General features: G+C 72.6%; 18 protein-coding genes and 1 pseudogene. 10 read left to right on the top strand and 9 right to left on the bottom strand.

Features of this window, described 5'->3' with window-relative positions:
• Positions 1–88: 88 nt before the first annotated feature.
• Together ACFRU2_RS10930 and ACFRU2_RS10925 are read right to left on the bottom strand one after the other, a co-directional pair.
• Positions 89–1,039, bottom strand: coding sequence for a helix-turn-helix transcriptional regulator (locus tag ACFRU2_RS10930; protein ID WP_382970427.1), 951 nt, complete (start codon positions 1,037–1,039; stop codon positions 89–91).
• 1 nt (position 1,040) lies between these two features.
• On the bottom strand, positions 1,041–2,009 hold the full coding sequence (locus tag ACFRU2_RS10925; protein WP_382970425.1) for a DUF4097 domain-containing protein: 969 nt from the start codon (positions 2,007–2,009) through the stop codon (positions 1,041–1,043).
• Positions 2,010–2,155: 146 nt separating this feature from the next.
• Between ACFRU2_RS10925 and ACFRU2_RS10920 the strand changes: the two genes are divergently transcribed.
• Positions 2,156–2,974 carry a hypothetical protein gene (locus ACFRU2_RS10920; protein ID WP_382970842.1) on the top strand — a complete coding sequence of 273 codons (819 nt, stop codon included), beginning with the start codon at positions 2,156–2,158 and terminating at the stop codon, positions 2,972–2,974.
• A 23-nt stretch (positions 2,975–2,997) separates the two neighbouring features.
• On the opposite strand, the gene ACFRU2_RS10915 is transcribed toward ACFRU2_RS10920, so the two are convergent.
• Positions 2,998–3,942 (bottom strand): LysR family transcriptional regulator, encoded by a 945-nt coding sequence (locus tag ACFRU2_RS10915; RefSeq protein ID WP_274549512.1) that lies wholly within the window; start codon positions 3,940–3,942, stop codon positions 2,998–3,000.
• 206 nt (positions 3,943–4,148) lie between these two features.
• Between ACFRU2_RS10915 and snpA the strand changes: the two genes are divergently transcribed.
• Positions 4,149–4,808: a snapalysin gene (gene snpA, locus ACFRU2_RS10910; protein ID WP_274549511.1), complete on the top strand. Its 660-nt coding sequence runs from the start codon at positions 4,149–4,151 to the stop codon at positions 4,806–4,808.
• 302 nt (positions 4,809–5,110) lie between these two features.
• On the opposite strand, the gene ACFRU2_RS10905 is transcribed toward snpA, so the two are convergent.
• The 4 genes and pseudogenes from ACFRU2_RS10905 to ACFRU2_RS10890 all read right to left on the bottom strand — a co-directional run bounded on the left by ACFRU2_RS10905 (position 5,111) and on the right by ACFRU2_RS10890 (position 9,081).
• Positions 5,111–5,695, bottom strand: coding sequence for a dihydrofolate reductase family protein (locus ACFRU2_RS10905; RefSeq protein ID WP_382970423.1), 585 nt, complete (start codon positions 5,693–5,695; stop codon positions 5,111–5,113).
• Between the two features lie 101 nt (positions 5,696–5,796).
• Positions 5,797–6,396, bottom strand: a complete 600-nt coding sequence (locus ACFRU2_RS10900; protein WP_382970420.1) for a GNAT family N-acetyltransferase — start codon at positions 6,394–6,396, stop codon at positions 5,797–5,799.
• A gap of 149 nt (positions 6,397–6,545) precedes the next feature.
• Positions 6,546–7,608: pseudogene (locus ACFRU2_RS10895) on the bottom strand (family 2 encapsulin nanocompartment cargo protein polyprenyl transferase).
• 66 nt (positions 7,609–7,674) lie between these two features.
• The gene (locus ACFRU2_RS10890) at positions 7,675–9,081 is read right to left on the bottom strand and encodes a family 2B encapsulin nanocompartment shell protein (RefSeq protein ID WP_382970417.1); all 1,407 of its coding nucleotides are present in this window, start codon (positions 9,079–9,081) and stop codon (positions 7,675–7,677) included.
• Positions 9,082–9,305: 224 nt separating this feature from the next.
• Here ACFRU2_RS10890 and ACFRU2_RS10885 point away from each other — a divergent pair, with 224 nt between their 5' ends.
• The 5 genes from ACFRU2_RS10885 (at position 9,306) to ACFRU2_RS10865 (ending at position 13,477) form a co-directional block, all read left to right on the top strand.
• Entirely contained in the window at positions 9,306–9,758 is a 453-nt protein-coding gene (locus ACFRU2_RS10885) for an RrF2 family transcriptional regulator (protein WP_375955460.1), read from the top strand.
• A 171-nt stretch (positions 9,759–9,929) separates the two neighbouring features.
• The gene (locus tag ACFRU2_RS10880) at positions 9,930–11,126 is read left to right on the top strand and encodes a globin domain-containing protein (RefSeq protein ID WP_382970414.1); all 1,197 of its coding nucleotides are present in this window, start codon (positions 9,930–9,932) and stop codon (positions 11,124–11,126) included.
• Positions 11,127–11,221: 95 nt separating this feature from the next.
• Positions 11,222–11,812, top strand: a complete 591-nt coding sequence (locus ACFRU2_RS10875) for an N-acetylmuramoyl-L-alanine amidase (protein ID WP_382970412.1) — start codon at positions 11,222–11,224, stop codon at positions 11,810–11,812.
• Between the two features lie 98 nt (positions 11,813–11,910).
• Positions 11,911–12,546: a hypothetical protein gene (locus ACFRU2_RS10870; RefSeq protein ID WP_382970410.1), complete on the top strand. Its 636-nt coding sequence runs from the start codon at positions 11,911–11,913 to the stop codon at positions 12,544–12,546.
• A 40-nt stretch (positions 12,547–12,586) separates the two neighbouring features.
• Positions 12,587–13,477 carry a 1-aminocyclopropane-1-carboxylate deaminase/D-cysteine desulfhydrase gene (locus ACFRU2_RS10865; protein ID WP_382970407.1) on the top strand — a complete coding sequence of 297 codons (891 nt, stop codon included), beginning with the start codon at positions 12,587–12,589 and terminating at the stop codon, positions 13,475–13,477.
• 130 nt (positions 13,478–13,607) lie between these two features.
• Here ACFRU2_RS10865 and ACFRU2_RS10860 read toward each other — a convergent pair whose 3' ends face one another.
• A complete protein-coding gene (locus ACFRU2_RS10860; RefSeq protein ID WP_382970405.1) occupies positions 13,608–15,185 on the bottom strand; it encodes a Na+/H+ antiporter in 1,578 nt (525 codons plus the stop codon).
• Between the two features lie 63 nt (positions 15,186–15,248).
• On the opposite strand from ACFRU2_RS10860, the gene ACFRU2_RS10855 reads away from it, so the two are divergent.
• The 3 genes from ACFRU2_RS10855 to ACFRU2_RS10845 all read left to right on the top strand — a co-directional run bounded on the left by ACFRU2_RS10855 (position 15,249) and on the right by ACFRU2_RS10845 (position 17,229).
• The gene (locus ACFRU2_RS10855) at positions 15,249–15,509 is read left to right on the top strand and encodes a UBP-type zinc finger domain-containing protein (protein ID WP_250750367.1); all 261 of its coding nucleotides are present in this window, start codon (positions 15,249–15,251) and stop codon (positions 15,507–15,509) included.
• Between the two features lie 236 nt (positions 15,510–15,745).
• Positions 15,746–16,159 (top strand): anti-sigma regulatory factor, encoded by a 414-nt coding sequence (locus ACFRU2_RS10850; RefSeq protein WP_214949331.1) that lies wholly within the window; start codon positions 15,746–15,748, stop codon positions 16,157–16,159.
• Positions 16,156–17,229 (top strand): RNA polymerase sigma factor SigF, encoded by a 1,074-nt coding sequence (locus ACFRU2_RS10845; RefSeq protein ID WP_382970401.1) that lies wholly within the window; start codon positions 16,156–16,158, stop codon positions 17,227–17,229. Before ACFRU2_RS10850 ends, ACFRU2_RS10845 begins: the two co-directional genes overlap by 4 nt.
• Before the next feature lie 18 nt (positions 17,230–17,247).
• Here the strand turns inward: ACFRU2_RS10845 and ACFRU2_RS10840 are convergent, their stop codons facing one another.
• Positions 17,248–17,682 (bottom strand): hypothetical protein, encoded by a 435-nt coding sequence (locus ACFRU2_RS10840; RefSeq protein ID WP_382970399.1) that lies wholly within the window; start codon positions 17,680–17,682, stop codon positions 17,248–17,250.
• Positions 17,683–17,752 lie beyond the last annotated feature (70 nt).

Here is a 17,752-nt window from a genome sequence, read left to right as displayed (position 1 = left end):
TAATACAACACACCGCCAACCGTCCTTTCGGGTCGGGTCGGGGTGCTTGTCCCCCCCCCCGCGTCCGGAAAGATCCGGGAGAGACGGCCTAGTCCTGCGGACCCAGGGCCGAGGCGATGCGGGCGGCCGCGTCCGCCAGGTGGGTACGGGCCTGCGCCAGCTGGTCGTCGCTGATCCCCCGGTCGCGGGCCGCGTCGCGGATGTCGTCGCGGAAGCGGTCCAGCAGCCGGTCCAGGTCGCGGGCCGGGTCCCCCGTCGACGGCACGTCACGCGCCCAGTCCGCGTCGGGAGCCGGCGCCGGGGCGGCCGAACGGGCGGAGGATTCCGAGGACTCAGAGGGCTCAGAGGGCCCGGAGGACTCAGAGGGCGTCGACGGCGCCGTCGTCGAGCCGGAGCCGCCGAGCCAGGCTCCCGCCAGGCTGCCCAGGACTCCGCCCGACTTCGCGAACTGCTCCTGCAGCTGGCCCGCGATGCGCTGGACCTCCTCACGGGCCCGCTCCTGCGCCTCCTTGGCCTGCCGGCGCGCCTGCTGGGCCTCCTCGCGGGCCCGGCGGCTCTCGTCCTTCGCCCGGCGCGCCTGTTCCTTCCACTCGGCCTTCGCCTTGCGGAGCTCCTCCTTGGCGGCCTTCCAGGACTCGTCCTCCACCTGCGTGGCCGACGCGCTGGCCGCGGCCCGCAGTTCGCGCCGCAGATCGCCCGCCGCGCCGCTCACGTCGGCGCGGATCTCGGCGGCCAGCTCGGAGACCGAGTCGCGGATCTCCAGTTCCAGGTCGGCCAGTTCGCCGCCGCGGTCGGCCAGTTCGGCGCGGCCCGCGTCCGTGATCGAGTACACCTTGCGCCCGCCTTCGGTCGCGTGCGTGACCAGGCCCTCGGTCTCCAGCTTGGCCAGGCGCGGGTACACCGTGCCCGCGGAGGGCGCGTACAGCCCCTGGAAACGTTCCTCCAGCAGCCGGATCACCTCGTACCCGTGGCGCGGGGCCTCGTCGAGCAGCTTGAGGAGGTAGAGGCGGAGGCGGCCGTGGGCGAAGACGGGCGGCATGTCAGAGCACCTTCTTGTCGAGCGCGAGCGGGGCGGCCGGGGCGGCCGCCGGGTCTGCCGGCGGGCGGCGCAGCAGCGCGATGGAGCCGGAAACGGTGGTGGCGCGCAGGGTTCCGGTGCCGGCGCCCAGGGTGCCGGTGATCCTTTTGGCGCCCATCTGGCCCGAGACCCGCAGGTCCTCGAAGGCGTTGGAGACGCCGCCGGTGGCGGTGTTGGCCTCGACCCGGGCGTCGGCCGGGTGCGGGAGGCGGATGGCCACCTGCCCGGAAACGGAGTTGAGGGAGATGTCGACCGGCCGGGGTGCGGCCCGGTCCTCCAGGGCCAGGTCGATCAGCATGTCGCCGCTGACCGAGTCGGCCCGTACGCTGCCCACCGCGCCGTCGACGACCGTCAGGCCGCCGGACACCGAGTGGAATCCGAGCTCGCCCGTCACGGCCTGGGCCTCGACCCCGCCGGAGACCGTGTGCGCCTTGACCCGGCCGGACAGGCCGACGAGCGTGGTGTCGCCGGAGACTCCGTGGATGTCGGTGCCGCCGTCGATGCCGGAGACGAAGGCGGTGGCGCTGACGGTGGCCAGCTGCACCCGGGTGGCGGCCGGGACCGTGAGGGTCACGGTCGCGCTGCGCTCCCAGGCCTTGCGGCCGGAGTCGGAGGCGGACCAGGCCTTCCAGGGCTTGCTCTCGAACCACTGCTTGAGCCCCTGGGAACCGTTCCAGGGAAGGTCCTCGTAGGAGACGGTGAGGGTCCCGCCCTCCTGCACCACGTGCAGGGGCGGCCCGTCCACCTCGGAGACCTCGAGGCGGGCCGGGCCCCCCTCGGTGTCGTCGGCGACGACGTTGACCGTGCCGCCGGCCATCCGGACGCGGAGCTCGGTCACCGGCTCCTCGAAGTCGATCTTCTGCGGTGCGGCGACCGACCACACCGTCGGCGGACCCTGCGGACTCTGCGGATCCTGCGCTGCCTCTGCCATGGTGCTGGCCCTCCTCGGCGTACGTGCACGCAACATATCGCGTCTTCTGGCTAACACGATATATCGCGGTTGCGGGAAGTCAAGCGCGTCAGGATGATCCAAAATCATCATTTTGGGCCGTTTTGGCTTAGCGTGTGGGCATGTCGATCTCCCAGACCTCGGCGGGCGGCCTGCTGCTCTGCCGCGCCGAGCCCCTCGCCGCCCGACCGGCCGCGCACATCCTGCGCGAACGGCTGCTCCTGGCCCCCGCCGGCGAGTGGAGCGTGCTGGTGCCCGAGGCCGAGCCCTGGCTCGGCGGCGCGGAATCCGTGGCCGAAGTCCTGGCGGGCTGGGGTGCCGCGGTCGCGCTGAGCTCCAACTGGCCGGTGCTGAGCCTGTGGTGGGAGGAGGGCCGGACCGGCTTCGTGCTGTCCTCCGGGTTCCGCCGGTCCGCGGCCTACGAGTGGGACGCGGCGGGCCGTCCGCACGGCGAGCCGGACGCCCCGGACGCAGACGCCATGCGGGTGCTGGCGGCGCGGCTCGGACTGGACCCGGTGCTGGACCTGGAGGAACTGGAACGCCTCACCCGCCCCGACGAGGCGGCGGACGGCGCGTCCCGGCTGCTCGGCGTCATCGCGCTGCTGGCGCGCGCGGGGCTGGCGCTCCCGGCGGGCCTGAACCCGGGCGAACCGGCCGACCGGCTGCGGGAGGCGGCCCGGGTCGCGCCGGGAGCGGAGCGGGTGGAGTGGGCGGGCTGGCGCGACACGGTGCGGGCGGAGCTCGCGGTGGTCGAGGACAGCCCCCTGGGTCCGTGGCTCCGGGGCCCCAAGGCGCGCCTGGCGGGTGCGGCCCAACTGGCCGCCGGAGCACCCCTGATGATGTGGGCGGCCCGCCGCCGCAGCCCGGGCTGGCTGGCCGCGGGCACCGTCCTGGTGACCCACGGCGCGGCCGCCCTGGCCTACGACCGGGCCCGCCGCCGCACCTAGACCGTCCCTTCCCCCGAAGCCCCCTACGCCGCCAGCAGCGGGCTCGCGTTGCGGCGCAGCCAGGCCCGGTAGGGCGGAGTCTCCAGTGCGGCTTCGCGGTAGGCCGCGCGGAGGTCCTCGTACACCCCGTCGAACACCTGCGCATGCACCCCGGGGCGCGTCGCGAGGAGGAGGCGCACGGCGAGCGGATCGCCGGAGAGCGGCCGGATCGCCATGTCCTCGCGCAGTCCGGAGGTGGGCTGGCAGGGGGCGACGGCCTCGCCGGAGGCGATCAGCGAGGCGGCCGTGTGGTAGTCGGCGTGCAGCAGCGGCGGGTCGAGGCCGGCGCCCGCGAGGACCCGGCGCAGGCCGTCCCATTCGCCGTCCACCGACGGGTCCACGGTCCACCGGTCGGCGGCGAGGTCGCGCAGCTCCACCACGGCCCGCGCCGCCGCGGGATGGTCCCGGGACATGGACACGAACTGCGGTTCCCGCTCCACCAGCACGCGTAGCTCCAGCCCGGCCGGCACGCGCAGCGGGCTGCCCTCCACCTCGTGCACGAACGCCACGTCCAGCCGGCCCGAAGCCGTCATCCGCAGCAGCGCGTTGGCGGACACGTCGACCATCAGGTCGGTCTCCGTGTCGGGCAGCCTCCGGTGCAGCCGCCGCAGCCAGCCGGGCAGGGCGCGGCTGGCCGTCGAGCCGATCCGCAGCCGGGGCCCCTGCGACAGCGCCCGGGCCTCCGCGACGAGGGCGGCCATCTCGGCCAGGAGCGGTCGCGCCCGCCCGAGGATGGTGCGCCCGAAGGGAGTCGGCCGGCATCCGGTGCGCTCGCGCAGGAACAGCTCCCCGTCCAGGGCGCGTTCGATGCGGCGCAACTGGGTCGTCAGGGAGGGCTGGCTCACGCCGAGTTGCCGGGCGGCCTTGTGCAGGCTGCCGGCGTCGGCGATGGCGCACAGGGCGCGCAGGTGCCTGACCTCAAGCTCCATGCCCCGAGAGTAGGCCGGGCCGAGCCGACCGCACCAGTAACCGGTATCCCCTCGAATCCCGCCATTCTCACGGGAGTTGGGCTTCCGAAACCCTCCCGATAGCCCGGCGCTATCGGGGTCTGACATCATCCGCCGACCCCTCCCGCTCCCGCAGACTCCGGTACCGAACGACCCCCCACCGCACCGGATGAGCAGGAGTCCCCCACATGCGCCACTCCCGCAAGACCACTCTGTCCGCCGTCGGCCTCGGCGTCGCCGCCGTCCTCGGCGCCGTCGTCCCGGGCGCCACCGCCTCGGCCTCCCCGGGCGCCGGCAGCCCGGCCACGTACGCCGCGTACGAGCAGTCGAAGGAGAACCAGGCCGCCAACCGCGCCTTCTTCGAGGCCGTGCAGCGCGCGGTGGCCGAACAGCGCGCCGCCGCCCCGGGCCTGGCGGCCGTCACCGTCACCTACAACACCCGCAACGCGCCGAGCTTCCGCACCCAGATATCCCGCTCCACGCAGATCTGGAACAGCTCGGTGACCAACGTCAAACTGCAGGAGGTGTCCTCGGGCGGGAACTTCTCGTACTACGAGGGCAACGACTCGCGCGGTTCCTACGCGAGCACGGACGGCCACGGCCGGGGCTACATCTTCCTGGACTACCGGCAGAACCAGCAGTACAACTCCACCCGCGTGACCGCACACGAGACCGGCCACGTGCTCGGCCTGCCGGACCACTACTCGGGTCCCTGCAGCGAGCTGATGTCCGGCGGCGGCCCCGGCACCTCGTGCACGAACGCCAACCCGAACTCCGCCGAGCGTTCGCGCGTCAACCAGCTGTGGGCGAACGGGCTCGTCGCGTCCGGCCTGGACGCGAAGGGCTAAGCCGCTTCGGCCCGGGGCTACTCGGGCCTGGGCTCCTCAGGCCTGGGTTCCTCCGCCCGGGGCTCTTCGTACCCCGGCTCGTACGCCGTGCACTCCCGGTTCCGACAGGGACCGGGGGTCCACGCCGGGACGAAGATCCCCAGCGATTTGCGCCGTCCGACCATCGTGTCGACGGGGCTACCGCAGGCCGGGCACGACTGCTGGTCGTGCCCGGCCCGCGGGGCGACCGTCCCGTGTGCCTGCTGTTCCCGCTGTTGACCGGCCATACCTCCACGGTAGGCCGGTTTCGCCGCTTCGGCGGGTCAGCGCTTGACCGCGTACGAGGTGACGACCTGGCCGCCGCCGAGCGCCGTGAACCCGGTCAGCTCCAGGGGGCGCACCCCGAACCCGGCGCGCGACATCGGCATGCCGGTGCCGACGAGGACCGGGTAGGTCTTGACGACGAACGCGTCGATCTCGTCGATCAGCTGCCCCGCGAGATCCGCTCCGCCGCACAGCCAGATGCCGAGCCCGTCCCGGGCCTTCAGCTCACGGACCGCTCCCACCAGGTCGCCCTCGATCAGCCGGACCGCCGGGTCCGGCGCCTCGGCGAGCGAGCGCGAGACCACGTACTGCTCGCGCATGTGCCCGTACGGGCTGGTCACACCCTGCTTGAGGCCGGTCTCGTACGTGCCGCGGCCCATGAGCACCGTGTCGAAGTGCTTCGGTTCGGCGTCCTCGATCCCGAGCTGGACGCGTCCCGGGGTGGAGACGGTCTCCGGGTACTCGGCCTTGAGGTGCTCGACGAACTCCTGGTCGACGTAGCTGTAGATGAAATCGGCGTCGCCGTCCGGGGCTCCGATGAAGCCGTCGACCGTCGTGGCGATGAAGTACGTGAGCTTGCGCAAGCGATTCTCTTCCGTTCGACAGCGCACCCCCATCGAGGCACGTCGACCAAAGTACTTCAGCCGTAGTGGTCTCGCAAGGGGTTACCGCGGGACGGGATCCGTCACTGCGGCTTGCGCCACATCGGCCACATCAGCGGACCGTCCGGCAGCCGCACCGCCCCGCCCGTGAACTGCCAGCCCAGCCGCTCGTACAGCCCCTTGCTGCGCTCGCTGCTCGCCTCCAGGTACGCCGGCACGCCCTCGCGGTCGCAGCGCTCCAGAACCGGCCGGATCAGCTCCGTGCCCAGCCCCTCGCCCTGCCGTCCGGGGGCGACCGCGATCATCAGCAGGTACTCGTGCTCCTCCGCCATCGGGTGCACCGCGCCCGTGAGCCGGCCCACCAGCTCGCAGCGCTCGTTGTCCGGGTCGGCCACGGCCCGCATCTTCGCCGGGATCTCGTCCTCGACGTGCTCGCCCTCCGGGTCGGCCGCCGGGATCCGCAGCCACAGCGCCGCCGCCGAACCGTCCACCGCGTAGTCGATCCGGCCCTCGGCCAGTGCCACGTCCACGAAGACGCCCAGGAACTTCCCGTGCACCGCGGCCCGGTGCTCCGGGTCCGGGAACACCCAACTGCTCACGGGATCGGTGCGGAAGGCCTCGTCGAGCAGCCGCGCCACGGCATCCCGGTCCGACGGCCCGGCCTGACGTATTTCCAGCCCCATGGGTCACACCCTTCGCATCACTCACGCGTCAACAACCGTGAGTGATCCTAGAGTTGCCCCACCGGCGCAGAAAGGCCCGTTCCGGCACCGTGCGGTGCCGGAACAGGCCTCCGGGGTCCTGTAGGGGTCCCCCCTGGCCCCCTACGCGCTCACTTCGTACGCCGCGTCACGAACTCCGCCAGTGCCAGCAGCCCGCCCGCCGCCCCGAGGTCCGGGACGGCCCGCGACAGCTGCTGCACCGCCCGCCCCATCCGGTCCGCGGCATGGGCCTGCGCCCAGTCCCGCCCGCCGGCCCGCTCCACCGCAGCGGCAGCCCTGCCCACGTCGTCCCCGTTCATGGGACCTGCGTACAGCGCGGCCAGCTCCTCCCCCGCCGCGGTGCCCGAGGTGAGGGCGGCCACGACCGGGAGGGACTTCTTGCGGGCCAGCAGATCGGCCCCGGCGGGCTTGCCCGTGTGGCCGGGGTCCCCCCCAGATGCCGATCAGGTCGTCGATGAGCTGGAAGGACAGCCCGGCCTCCCGGCCGAAGGCGTCCATGGCGTCGACCTCGTCCGGGTCGGCCCCCGCGTACAGCGCGCCGAGCGCGCACGCGCAGCCCAGCAGGGCCCCGGTCTTGGCCGTCGCCATGGTCAGGCACTCGTCGAGGGAGACGCTGTGGCGCTGCTCGAAGGCGCAGTCCGCCTGCTGGCCCGCGCACAGCTCGACGATGCAGGCGGTGAGCCGCGCCGAAGCCTCCGCCGAGGCCGGGTGCGGGTCCTCGGCGAGCAGCCGCAGCGCGAGCGCCATCATGGCGTCGCCCGTGATGATCGCGTCCGGTGTGCCGAAGACCGTCCAGGCCGTCGGCCGGCCGCGCCTGCGCACGTCCTTGTCGATGACGTCGTCGTGCAGCAGCGTGAAGTTGTGCGCCAGCTCCACGGCCACCGCCGCCCGTACGGCGTCCCCGGCCACCCCCTCCACGGCCGCCCCGTCCCCGCGCAGGGCCTGCGCGGCGGCGAGCACCAGGGCGGGCCGGAGGGCCTTGCCGGTGCCGCCCTCCGCCGGGGTGCCGTCCTCGTCCTCCCAGCCGAAGTGGTACATCGCCACGCGCCGCATCGAGCCGGGCAGGCTCTCCACGGTCCGCCGCAGTTCGGGGTTGACCGTTTCTCTCGTCCGCTCCAGCAGGACGGCGGCTTCCTGCCCCTCGCTGGTTGTCATCGCTTCAGTGGTCGACATGGCGTGTGCGCTCCGTCCCGTCCGGTCCCGTCCTGCCTCGCGGCCCTCGCTCCCGCGCCGGCCGGGTCAGCGCCAGCGGGCGATCTCCACGTTCTCCAGGACGCCGAGCGCGTCCGGCACCAGCACCGCGGCGGAGAAGTAGGTGGTGACCAGGTACGAGATGATCGCCTGCTCGCTGATCCCCATGAACCGCACCGAGGTGCTCGGCTCGATCTCGTCCGGGATCCCGGGCTGGTGCAGGCCGATCACGCCCGACTCGTCCTCGCCGGTGCGCATGCAGAGGATGGAGGTCGTACGGGCGTCGCTGATCGGGATCTTGTTGGACGGGAACATCGGGACCCCGCGCCAGGACGGCACCCGGTGCCCGGCGATCTCGACCGACTCCGGGTACAGCCCGCGCTTGTTGCACTCGCGGCCGAAGGCGGCGATGGCCTTGGGGTGGGCCAGGAAGAACTTGGATCCGCGCCGCATGCTGAGCAGCTGGTCCATGTCGTCGGGGCTGGGCGCTCCGTCGTGGGGCTGGATGCGCTGGTCGTAGTCGGCGTTGTGCAGGAGGCCGAAGTCGCGGTTGTTGAGCATCTCGTGCTCCTGGCGCTCGCGCAGCGCCTCGACGGTGAGCCGCAACTGCTGCTCGGTCTGGTTCATCGGCTGGTTGTACAGGTCAGCGACGCGGGTGTGCACGCGCAGGACCGTTTGTGCAATGGAGAGTTCGTACTCGCGCGGGCGGGCCTCGTAGTCCACGAAGGTGCCCGGCAGCACGGCCTCGCCCTGGTGGCCGGCGGAGAGGTCGATCGCGGCCTCGCCGTACTTGTTGGTGCGCTGCTCGGGCAGGTCCCGTACGGAGTCCAGGTGGGCCCGCAGCGAGTCGACGCGGTCGGCGAGGATCTGGAAGTCCTGGCGGGAGAGGGCGAGCACGGTGCCGGCGGTGGCGGCGCGGGCGGTGTACTCCCAGATGGCCTCCTCGTCGACGAGGGAGTCCTCGCCGAAGAAGGCCCCGTCGGCGACGGTCTGCAGGACGGCGTCGTCACCGTAGGGGCCGGGGCCGATCTGGTCGATGCGTCCGTGGGCGAGCAGGAACACCTTGTCGGCGGGGCTGCCGAAGGAGGTCAGCTCCTGGCCCGGCTCGAAGTCGATCTGGTGGCAGCGGGCGGCGAGTTCGGCCAGCGCGTCGGGGTCGTCGTAGTCCCGCAGCACGGGGAGCTCCCCCAGCTCCGCCGGAATCACCTGCACCTGGGTGCCGGTCTTGATGAACTCCACGATGCCGTTGCCGACCGAGTAGCTCAGCCGGCGGTTGACCCGGTACGTGCCGCCCTGGACGGACACCCAGGGGAGCATCTTCAGGAGCCACCGCGAGGTGATCTCCTGCATCTGCGGTGCGGACTTGGTCGTGGTTGCCAAGTTCCGCGCGGCCGATGTTCCCAGACTGCGCTGCGGTGCCTGGGTCTCGGATTCGGAACCTGCCTGGACCGACATGAATTTCCCTTTCGATCACTCCATGAATCTGCGGGAGGAGCCTGTCAGTACGCAACGTGGTGGGACCATTACACAAAAGGGTGGGACTACTCCGTTCGTGGCTGGGCACCCTGTTGAGTTCACCTCCGACCCGTGAGGCACGTGGACCCCATCCGTTTCAGCCATCTCGCGCGATGACCCCTCTTTAATTTGCACGGCGGATGCAAGTTTTCTACGCTGGACCCATGCGGCTGACCCGATTCACCGACCTCGCCCTGCGCGTCCTGATGCGCCTGGCCGTCGCGGAGGAGGACCTCCCCACCACCCGCGACGTGGCGGCGACGATGGAGGTCCCGTACACCCACACCGCCAAAGTGGTCGCCAAGCTGCAGCATCTCGGCCTGATCGAGGCCCGCCGCGGACGCGGCGGCGGCCTCACCCTGACCCCCGCCGGGCGCGCCGCCTCGGTGGGCGGGGTGGTCCGCGAGCTGGAGGGCGCCGGCGACGTCGTGGACTGCGACGGCACCGTCGCGTGTCCGCTGCGGAGCGCGTGCATCCTGCGCGGGGCGCTGCGCCGGGCCCAGGAGGCCTTCTTCGCCGCCCTGGACCCGCTGACGGTGAACGACCTGGTCGCAGCCCCGACCGGTCCGCTCCTGCTGGGCATTTCGGGCGGGTCGACAGGGGCCGGAAGACCCTGACGACGGGGGCCGGATGGCTGATTCGCACCGGCGCCGGACCCGCATAGCCTGATGTCCGCAGACACTTCGAACAGAGATCCGTATCGCCGCAGACGCCCGCACCCCCTTGGCCATAAATACGCATCTCACATTCCAGTTCTACGATCCACCCCCGACCCGAGGAGTCACCCGATGCTTTCCGAGAAGTCGACCGCGACCGTACGCGCCACCCTGCCCGCCGTGGGCGCGGCCATCGGCGACATCACGGAGCTCTTCTACGGGAAGCTCTTCGCGGCCCACCCCGAACTGATCCGCGACCTGTTCAACCGCGGCAACCAGAACGCCGGGCTCCAGAAGCAGGCCCTCGCCGGCTCCATCGCCGCCTTCGCGACCCACCTGGTCGAGCACCCGGACACACGCCCCGACGTGATGCTGAACCGCATAGCCCACAAGCACGCCTCCCTCGGCGTCACCCGCGAGCAGTACGGAGTCGTCCACAAGCACCTCTTCGAGGCGATCGTGGAGATCCTCGGCGAGGCCGTCACCCCCGAGGTCGCCGAGGCCTGGGACGAGGTCTACTGGCTCATGGCGAACGCCCTCATCACCCTCGAGGAGCGCCTTTACGCCGAGCAGCGGGTCCTCGCCGGCGACGTCTGGCGCGACTGGACGGTCGCCGCCCGCATCGAGGAGACCGCGGACTGCACCACCTTCCACCTGACCCCGGCCGACGGCTCCCCGGCGCCCGGGTTCAAGCCGGGCCAGTACGTCTCCGTCCAGGTCGAACTCCCCGACGGCGCCCGCCAGATCCGCCAGTACAGCCTCTCCAGCGCCCCCGGCTCCCCGATCCGCTCGATCACCGTCAAGCGGGTCCACGGCCCGGCCGCCTCCGGCCCCGACGGCGAGGTCTCCAACCACCTGCACGCCGAGGTCCGCACCGGCGACGCCCTGCGCGTCTCGGCCCCCTACGGCGACCTGGTCCTCCGGGACTCCGCCGCGCCGGTGATCCTGGCCTCGGCCGGCATCGGCTGCACCCCGATGCTCTCGATGCTGGAGCACCTGGCCGACACCGCGCACACGGCTCCGGTCACCGTCCTGCACGCCGACCGCTCCCCCGCCGACCACGCCCTGAGCACCGGCCACCGGGAGCTGACCGGCAAGCTCCCCGACGCCTCGGCGCACTTCTGGTACGAGGCCGACGCCGGGCCCGGCGACCACGCGGGCCTCCTCGACCTCACCGCCGTCCCGGTCGCCCCGGGCACGCAGGCCTACCTCTGCGGCCCGCTCCCCTTCATGCGGGCGGCGCGCGAGCAGCTGATCGCCAAGGGCGTGGCCCCCGCGGACATCGCCTACGAGGTCTTCGGCCCCGACCTGTGGCTCGCCTCGGCGTGATCCGTGCGCCGGGTGCGCGCCCTTGCGACGGAATGACCGCCTCCACTAAGCGTTGAGTAATCACTCGACTACTCACGGCAAAAAAGGAGGCGGTCATGTCCGTACCCCTGTCCGCAGACCGGATCATCGGCGTCCTGCGGGCCGAGGGCCTGACGGTCGTCGAAGTCGGCGCCTGGCGCACCCACAACCGCAACCACAAGGGCCCCTGGGGGCCGGTGCACGGGGTGATGCTCCACCACACCGTCACCCACGGGACCGCGTACACCGTCCAGCTCTGCCGCGACGGACACGCGGATCTCCCCGGCCCGCTCTGCCACGGCGTGATCACCAAGGACGGCCGGGTCCACCTGGTCGGCCACGGCCGCGCCAACCACGCCGGCGCGGGCGACTCCGACGTCCTGGCGGCGGTGATCGCGGAGAAGCGCCTCCCGCCCGACCAGCACGCGAACACCGACGGCAACCGCCACTTCTACGGGTTCGAGTGCGAGAACCTCGGCGACGGCGAGGACCCCTGGCCCGCCGCCCAACTCGATGCGATGGCCCGCGCGTCGGCCGCCCTGTGCCGCGCCCACGGCTGGACCGCCCGCTCGGTCGTCGGCCACCTGGAATGGCGCCCGGGCAAGATCGACCCGAAGGGCTTCACGATGGCCTCGATGCGCACCCGCGTCGAGGAGCGCCTGAAGTAGGCCCGGCCGCGCGCCCGACCGTCCGTCCGTCCGTCCGTCCGTGCGACCGTCCGGGGAGGGCGGATAAGGTACTCCGTCGGACGAAAGGCGCAGGTGGAATGAGTTCAACAGCCGTGTGGGTGGTCGGTGCCGTCCCCGACGAGGAGGCGCGGGCCATCCCCGGCCGCTACCTCCACCTCGTGCGGCCGGACGAGTGGTCGAGGCCGCCTGCGTACAGCCGGGAGACCGAGGCGTGGTGGACGCGGGGCGGTGACCGGGAACCCTTCTTCGAGGGCACGGAGCCGACCCCCGCCGCCCATCGCTTCGCCGAGTTCATGGACGGGGTCCACGCCACCGAGTCCGAGATGGTGACGGCCGCGCGGGACGCGAGCACGCGCGCCATGCCCGAAGCGGAAGGGGAGGGCCTGTTCGTCGCGGCCGCCCGCAAGGCGAGCCCGGTGGCGGCGCTCCACTACGGCCTCGGCGCGGAGGCGTCCGCCGCGTTCCCCGGCTGGTACGGAGACTTCCTCCTGACCGCCTCCGAGGTCGCCTCCGCCCTCCCCCGGGCCGAGGAGGCCCTCGACCTCACCGGCGGCCGCCGGGCCGAGGTCCTGTCCCGGATCACCACCTGGATGACCGCGATGGGCGACGAACCCCGCTTCGACGCGGCGAGCCTCCTCGACGGCCCCCTGCGCACCCTCCGCTTCGCCGCACGGACCGGCCGCGGCGCCGCCGCCCTCACCCGGTGGCACTGACACCCGCGGCCCCTCGGCGGGATCGGCACACAATGGGTGGGTGGAACATCCAGTCGACCCCGAACCGATCCTGCGCCCCCGCCCGGCCTCGCCGCTGCGGGAGGTCCGCGACGAGCGGTTCGCCGCGCACGGGGTGCGCCTGCTGCTCAAGCGGGACGACCTGGTCCACCCGGAGCTGCCCGGCAACAAGTGGCGCAAGCTCGCGCCGAACCTGCGGGCCGCCGTCGCGGGCGGGTACCCGGAGCTCGTGACCTTCGGCGGGGCCTACTCCAACCACCTGCGGGCCACCGCCGCGGCCGGCCGGCTGCTGGGGCTGGCGACGGTCGGGATCGTACGGGGGGACGAGCTCGCGGGGCGGCCGCTGAACGACTCGCTGGCCCGGTGCGCGGCGGACGGCATGAGGCTGCACTTCGTGACGCGGTCGGCCTACCGGGACAAGGCCGGGCTGCCCGCGCTGGCGGGCGCCGAGGGGGCCTACGTGATCCCCGAGGGCGGCAGCAACGCACTCGCACTCCACGGCTGCGCCGAGCTGGGCCGCGAGCTGAGCGGCGCCTGCGACGTGGCCGCCGTGGCCTGCGGTACCGGGGGCACCCTGGCCGGGCTGGCGGCGGGACTCGGCGCGGGGGCGCGGGCGCTGGGGGTACCGGTGGTCGGGGGCGAGTTCCTGGCGGCGGAGATACGTTCCCTCCAGGCGGCAGCCTTCGGCGGGCCCGCGGGCGACTGGTCGCTGGCCGAGGGGTACGCCCACGGCGGCTACGCGCGGGTCCCCGCCGAGCTGGAGGAGTTCGCAGCGGACTTCGAGTCCCGGCACGGGCTGCCGGTGGAGCGGATCTACGTGGCGAAGCTGCTGTGGGCTTTGCTCGACCTGACCCGCGGCGGTGCCTTCCCCAGGGGCACCACCCTGGCCGCGGTCGTCACGGGCCGCCCGTAGCCGGGGGGGCCGCCCTGCGGGGCTGTCCCCTACCCGCCCTTCCACCGTTCCCCGGGCGCTGCCCGGACCCGGAAAGAACCGGGGCTCCGCCCCGGACCCCGCGCCTCAAACGGCGGCGAGGCTGGATTTGCTACGTCGACTCCTCCCGGTACGCCGCCGCCTCCTCCAGGTCCAGGCGGCGCAGCAGGGCCCGGAGCATTTCGTCGTCGATGCGGCGGGCGTCGCGCAGGGAGACGAAGACCTCGCGTTCCGCTTCGATCATCTCCCCCGCCAGGCGGCGGTAGACGTCGTCCGCGGACTCGCCCGTCACCGCGTTGACCTCGCCCAGCCGCTCCCACACCGCGTTGCGGCGCCGCTCCAGCACCGTGCGCAGCCGGTCCGCCAGCGGGGACGGGAGGGCGTTCGCCGGGGAGGCCAGGAGTTCCGTCAGGCGGTCCTCCGCCGCCCGCGAGGCCTCGCTCTGGGCCTGGGCCTCCGCCAGGGTCTCGGCGTGGGTGTCCTTGGGCGGCAGCCGCAGCAGCCGGATCAGCGGCGGCAGGGTCAGCCCCTGGACCACCAGCGTGCCGATCACCGTCGTGAAGGTCAGGAACAGGATCAGGTTCCGGTGCGGCACGCTCATGGGCACGGAGAAGGCGATCGCCAGCGAGACCACGCCCCGCATGCCCGCCCAGCCCACGATGACCGGAGCCTTCCAGGTCGTCTCCGGCTCGCGCGCCCGGATCCGCTGCGAGAGCCTCGGCAGGAACGTCGCCGGGAAGACCCACGCGAAGCGGGCCGCCACCACGACGAGGAACACCACCACCGCGTAGCCCGCCGCGGCCGTGCCCTCGTACTCCCCCAGGCCCTTCAGCACGACCGGCAGCTGGAGCCCGATCAGCGCGAAGACCACCGATTCGAGGATGAAGGCGACCATCTTCCAGACGGCCTCCTCCTGGAGCCGGGTCGCGAAGTCGACCTGCCAGTTGTGGTGCCCGAGGTACAGCGCGACCACCACCACCGCCAGCACTCCCGACGCGTGCACCCGCTCGGCGGCCGCGTAGGCCACGAAGGGGATCAGCAGCGACAGGGTGTTCTGCAGGAGGGGTTCGCGCATCTTCTTGCGCAGGACGTGGATCGGGACCATCAGCAGCAGGCCGACCGCGACCCCGCCCACCGAGGCCAGCAGGAACTCCCGGATCCCGTCCGTCCAGCCGGCGCTCGTCCCGACCGCCGCCGCCAGCGCGACCTTGAACGCGGTGATCGCGGTGGCGTCGTTGACCAGGGACTCACCCTGGAGGATGGTCGTGATCCGGTTCGGCAGCCCGAGCTTGCGCGCGATGGCCGTCGCCGCGACCGCGTCGGGCGGGGCGATGACCGCCCCCAGCACCAGCGCCACCGGCAGCGAGAGCCCCGGCACCAGCAGGTACGCGACGTACCCGACGGCGACGGTCGCGAAGAGCACGTACCCCACCGAGAGCAGCGCCACGGGCCGGATGTTCGCCCGCAGGTCCAGGTACGAGCTGTCCACCCCGGCCGTGTAGAGCAGCGGCGGGAGCAGCAGCGGCAGCACGATGTGCGGGTCCAGGTCGTACTCGGGCACGCCCGGCACGTAGGCCGCGGCCAGTCCGGCGGCGACCAGCAGCAGCGGCGCCGGCACCGGTGTGCGGCGGGCCAGGCCCGCAACGACCGCACAGCCGGCGACCAGCGCCACCAGCGGCAATACCTCCATCGAAGATCATCCTCGCTTGAGTCATGTCATCCCGGGCGCCCGCACCTCAGTACGCTGGCCATCATGAGCGAGTGCACCCACGTTCCCGAACTGCCGCGCCCCGAGCCGGTCCCGCTTGCCCAGACCTGCCCCGAATGTCTGGCGCTCGGCAGCCATCCCGTCCAGCTCCGGCTGTGCCTGGGGTGCGGGCACGTCGGCTGCTGCGACTCCTCGCCCCACCGGCACGCCACGGCGCACCACCGGGAGACCGGACATCCGGTGATGCGCAGCTTCGAGCCGGGCGAGACCTGGCGATGGTGTTTTGTCGACGGTTCGATCGTCTGAACCGGGGTAGATCAACCCTCCGCCGGTTCCCCTGATTTGGGCCCGCAGACCCCTAGCCACTGTGCGTCCCCATGGGCTTACCATCAGTCACTGGTCGCAGGTACGGCCTCTCGGCCGGCTATGTGCGCTTAAGTTCACAGGGGTTCTGCACCCTCCGACAGGGGTGCCGCGACACGATCGCCCGGATCGCGATAGCGTCACCGGCGAACAGAGCTCGTACCACCTTGGAGGTGAGGGTGTCCCAGATCGCAGGCGAGCCCGGGACCCAGGACTTCGTGGAAGTCCGGCTGCCCGCTGCGGGTGCCTACCTGTCTGTGCTGCGAACGGCCACGGCCGGCCTCGCGGCACGTTTGGACTTCACCCTCGACGAGATCGAGGACCTCCGCATCGCGGTGGACGAGGCCTGCGCGATCCTGCTCCAGCAGGCCGTGCCCGGCTCCGTCCTCAGCTGCGTCTTCCGGTTGGTGGACGATTCGCTGGAGGTGACCGTCTCCGCCCCGACCACCGACGGCCGGGCGCCGGAGCGCGACACGTTCGCGTGGACGGTCCTCTCGGCGCTCGCCGGGAAGGTCGAGGCCACGGTCGAGGAGAACAAGACGGTGAGCATCAGCCTCTACAAACAGCGCGGCGCGGGACCAGGCCCGGCGTGAGCGGCGGGGAGGTCCCGGTGCGGGGCGGGGATCGGCCCCGGGTAGGACACGAGGTCGACGGCGGCATTCCGGAGCAGCAGCACGCCCGGCCGCACCCGGCTGACACGGATGCGGAAAACGGCTTTTTGGACTCGGCGGAGCGACGGGCGGGCCCTGTGAGCGAGAACCAGCACGACCAAACACTGCCGGTCCAGCCACCGGGGGCCGCTGCCACGGCCCCGCCGGCGGCCCCGGCCGCGGACGCAACCCCGGCCTCGGACACCACCGAAGCCCTCCGGGCTCCGGTGTTCACGGCGCCGGTACCCCTGCCGGATCCGCGCGACCGAAGCGGCGCGCGGGCCCTCTTCATCGAGCTCCGGGCGCTGCCCGACGGCTCGCCGGAGAAGGCGGAGCTGCGCAACCGGCTCGTACGGATGCACCTGCCGCTGGTCGAGCACCTGGCCCGGCGCTTCCGCAACCGCGGCGAGCCGCTGGACGACCTGACCCAGGTCGCCACCATCGGCCTGATCAAGTCGGTGGACCGCTTCGACCCGGACCGCGGGGTGGAGTTCTCCACGTACGCCACGCCCACGGTGGTCGGCGAGATCAAGCGCCACTTCCGCGACAAGGGCTGGGCGGTACGGGTCCCCCGGCGCCTGCAGGAGCTGCGGCTCTCGCTGACCACGGCGACGGCGGAACTGTCCCAGCAGCACGGCCGCTCCCCCACGGTGCACGAACTGGCCGAACGGCTGGGGATCTCCGAGGAGGAGGTGCTGGAGGGCCTGGAATCGGCCAACGCCTACAGCACGCTCTCGCTGGACGTCCCGGACACCGACGACGAGTCGCCGGCGGTCGCGGACACCCTGGGCTCGGAGGACGAGGCCCTGGAGGGGGTCGAGTACCGCGAGTCCCTCAAGCCGCTGCTCGAAGGGCTGCCGCCGCGGGAGAAGCGGATCCTCCTCCTGCGGTTCTTCGGCAACATGACCCAGTCGCAGATCGCCCAGGAGGTCGGCATCTCCCAGATGCACGTCTCCCGGCTGCTGGCCCGCACCCTGGCCCAGCTCCGCGAGAAGCTCCTGGTCGAGGAGTAGAAGAGCCGGTCGTACGGGCTATCGGGCCTGTTCCGCAGGCCCGATGCCCAGCGCCCCGGTGGCCTTCTGGTTCACCACCAGGACCGTGACGGCCACCGCGGCCAGGGCCAGCCCCACTCCGGCGAGCTTCATCGCCCCTTCCGCGGTCCACAGCATCCAGGCGACCGGCAGCGACATCAGCTGGGTGAACAGCGCCGGGCCGCGGCTCCAGCGGCGGCCCAGGAGCAGCCCGCGCGCCGCGACCAGCGGCAGCGCGGCCAGGACGAGCAGGGTGACCCCGCCGGTCGCGGCCTGCAGGGAGTCGCCGCCGCCGAAGACGGCCGTATAGAGGTCGGCGATGCCGGGCCCGACCAGGGCCAGCCCCTCCAGCGCGGTCAGCGCGGCGGCCGCGGTCAGCCGGCGGGGCAGCGGGACGGGGACGGCGGACTCGGTGGGGGTGGGCTTCGCACTCATCCCAGCAGCGTAGCCGCGCCCCTCCCGCACCCGGAGGGGACGGCCAGTATGGGCGGCGCCGGAAGGGGTC

Origin of the sequence: Streptomyces sp. NPDC056883 (assembly GCF_042788835.1) — a bacterium.
Taxonomy (GTDB): domain Bacteria; phylum Actinomycetota; class Actinomycetes; order Streptomycetales; family Streptomycetaceae; genus Streptomyces; species Streptomyces stoeckheimensis.
This window is presented reverse-complemented; position numbering and strand designations above follow the sequence as displayed.

What these genes read in the sequence shown, in the direction of transcription:
- ACFRU2_RS10885 (WP_375955460.1), top strand. Translation starts at nt 9,306, where the DNA reads ATGCGGCTGACCCGATTCACCGACCTCGCCCTGCGCGTCCTGATGCGC.
- ACFRU2_RS10855 (WP_250750367.1), top strand. Translation starts at nt 15,249, where the DNA reads ATGAGCGAGTGCACCCACGTTCCCGAACTGCCGCGCCCCGAGCCGGTC.
- ACFRU2_RS10875 (WP_382970412.1), top strand. Translation starts at nt 11,222, where the DNA reads ATGTCCGTACCCCTGTCCGCAGACCGGATCATCGGCGTCCTGCGGGCC.
- snpA (WP_274549511.1), top strand. Translation starts at nt 4,149, where the DNA reads ATGCGCCACTCCCGCAAGACCACTCTGTCCGCCGTCGGCCTCGGCGTC.
- ACFRU2_RS10870 (WP_382970410.1), top strand. Translation starts at nt 11,911, where the DNA reads ATGAGTTCAACAGCCGTGTGGGTGGTCGGTGCCGTCCCCGACGAGGAG.
- ACFRU2_RS10860 (WP_382970405.1), bottom strand. Translation starts at nt 15,185, where the DNA reads ATGGAGGTATTGCCGCTGGTGGCGCTGGTCGCCGGCTGTGCGGTCGTT.
- ACFRU2_RS10930 (WP_382970427.1), bottom strand. Translation starts at nt 1,039, where the DNA reads ATGCCGCCCGTCTTCGCCCACGGCCGCCTCCGCCTCTACCTCCTCAAG.
- ACFRU2_RS10925 (WP_382970425.1), bottom strand. Translation starts at nt 2,009, where the DNA reads ATGGCAGAGGCAGCGCAGGATCCGCAGAGTCCGCAGGGTCCGCCGACG.
- ACFRU2_RS10915 (WP_274549512.1), bottom strand. Translation starts at nt 3,942, where the DNA reads ATGGAGCTTGAGGTCAGGCACCTGCGCGCCCTGTGCGCCATCGCCGAC.
- ACFRU2_RS10890 (WP_382970417.1), bottom strand. Translation starts at nt 9,081, where the DNA reads ATGTCGGTCCAGGCAGGTTCCGAATCCGAGACCCAGGCACCGCAGCGC.
- ACFRU2_RS10900 (WP_382970420.1), bottom strand. Translation starts at nt 6,396, where the DNA reads ATGGGGCTGGAAATACGTCAGGCCGGGCCGTCGGACCGGGATGCCGTG.
- ACFRU2_RS10880 (WP_382970414.1), top strand. Translation starts at nt 9,930, where the DNA reads ATGCTTTCCGAGAAGTCGACCGCGACCGTACGCGCCACCCTGCCCGCC.
- ACFRU2_RS10840 (WP_382970399.1), bottom strand. Translation starts at nt 17,682, where the DNA reads ATGAGTGCGAAGCCCACCCCCACCGAGTCCGCCGTCCCCGTCCCGCTG.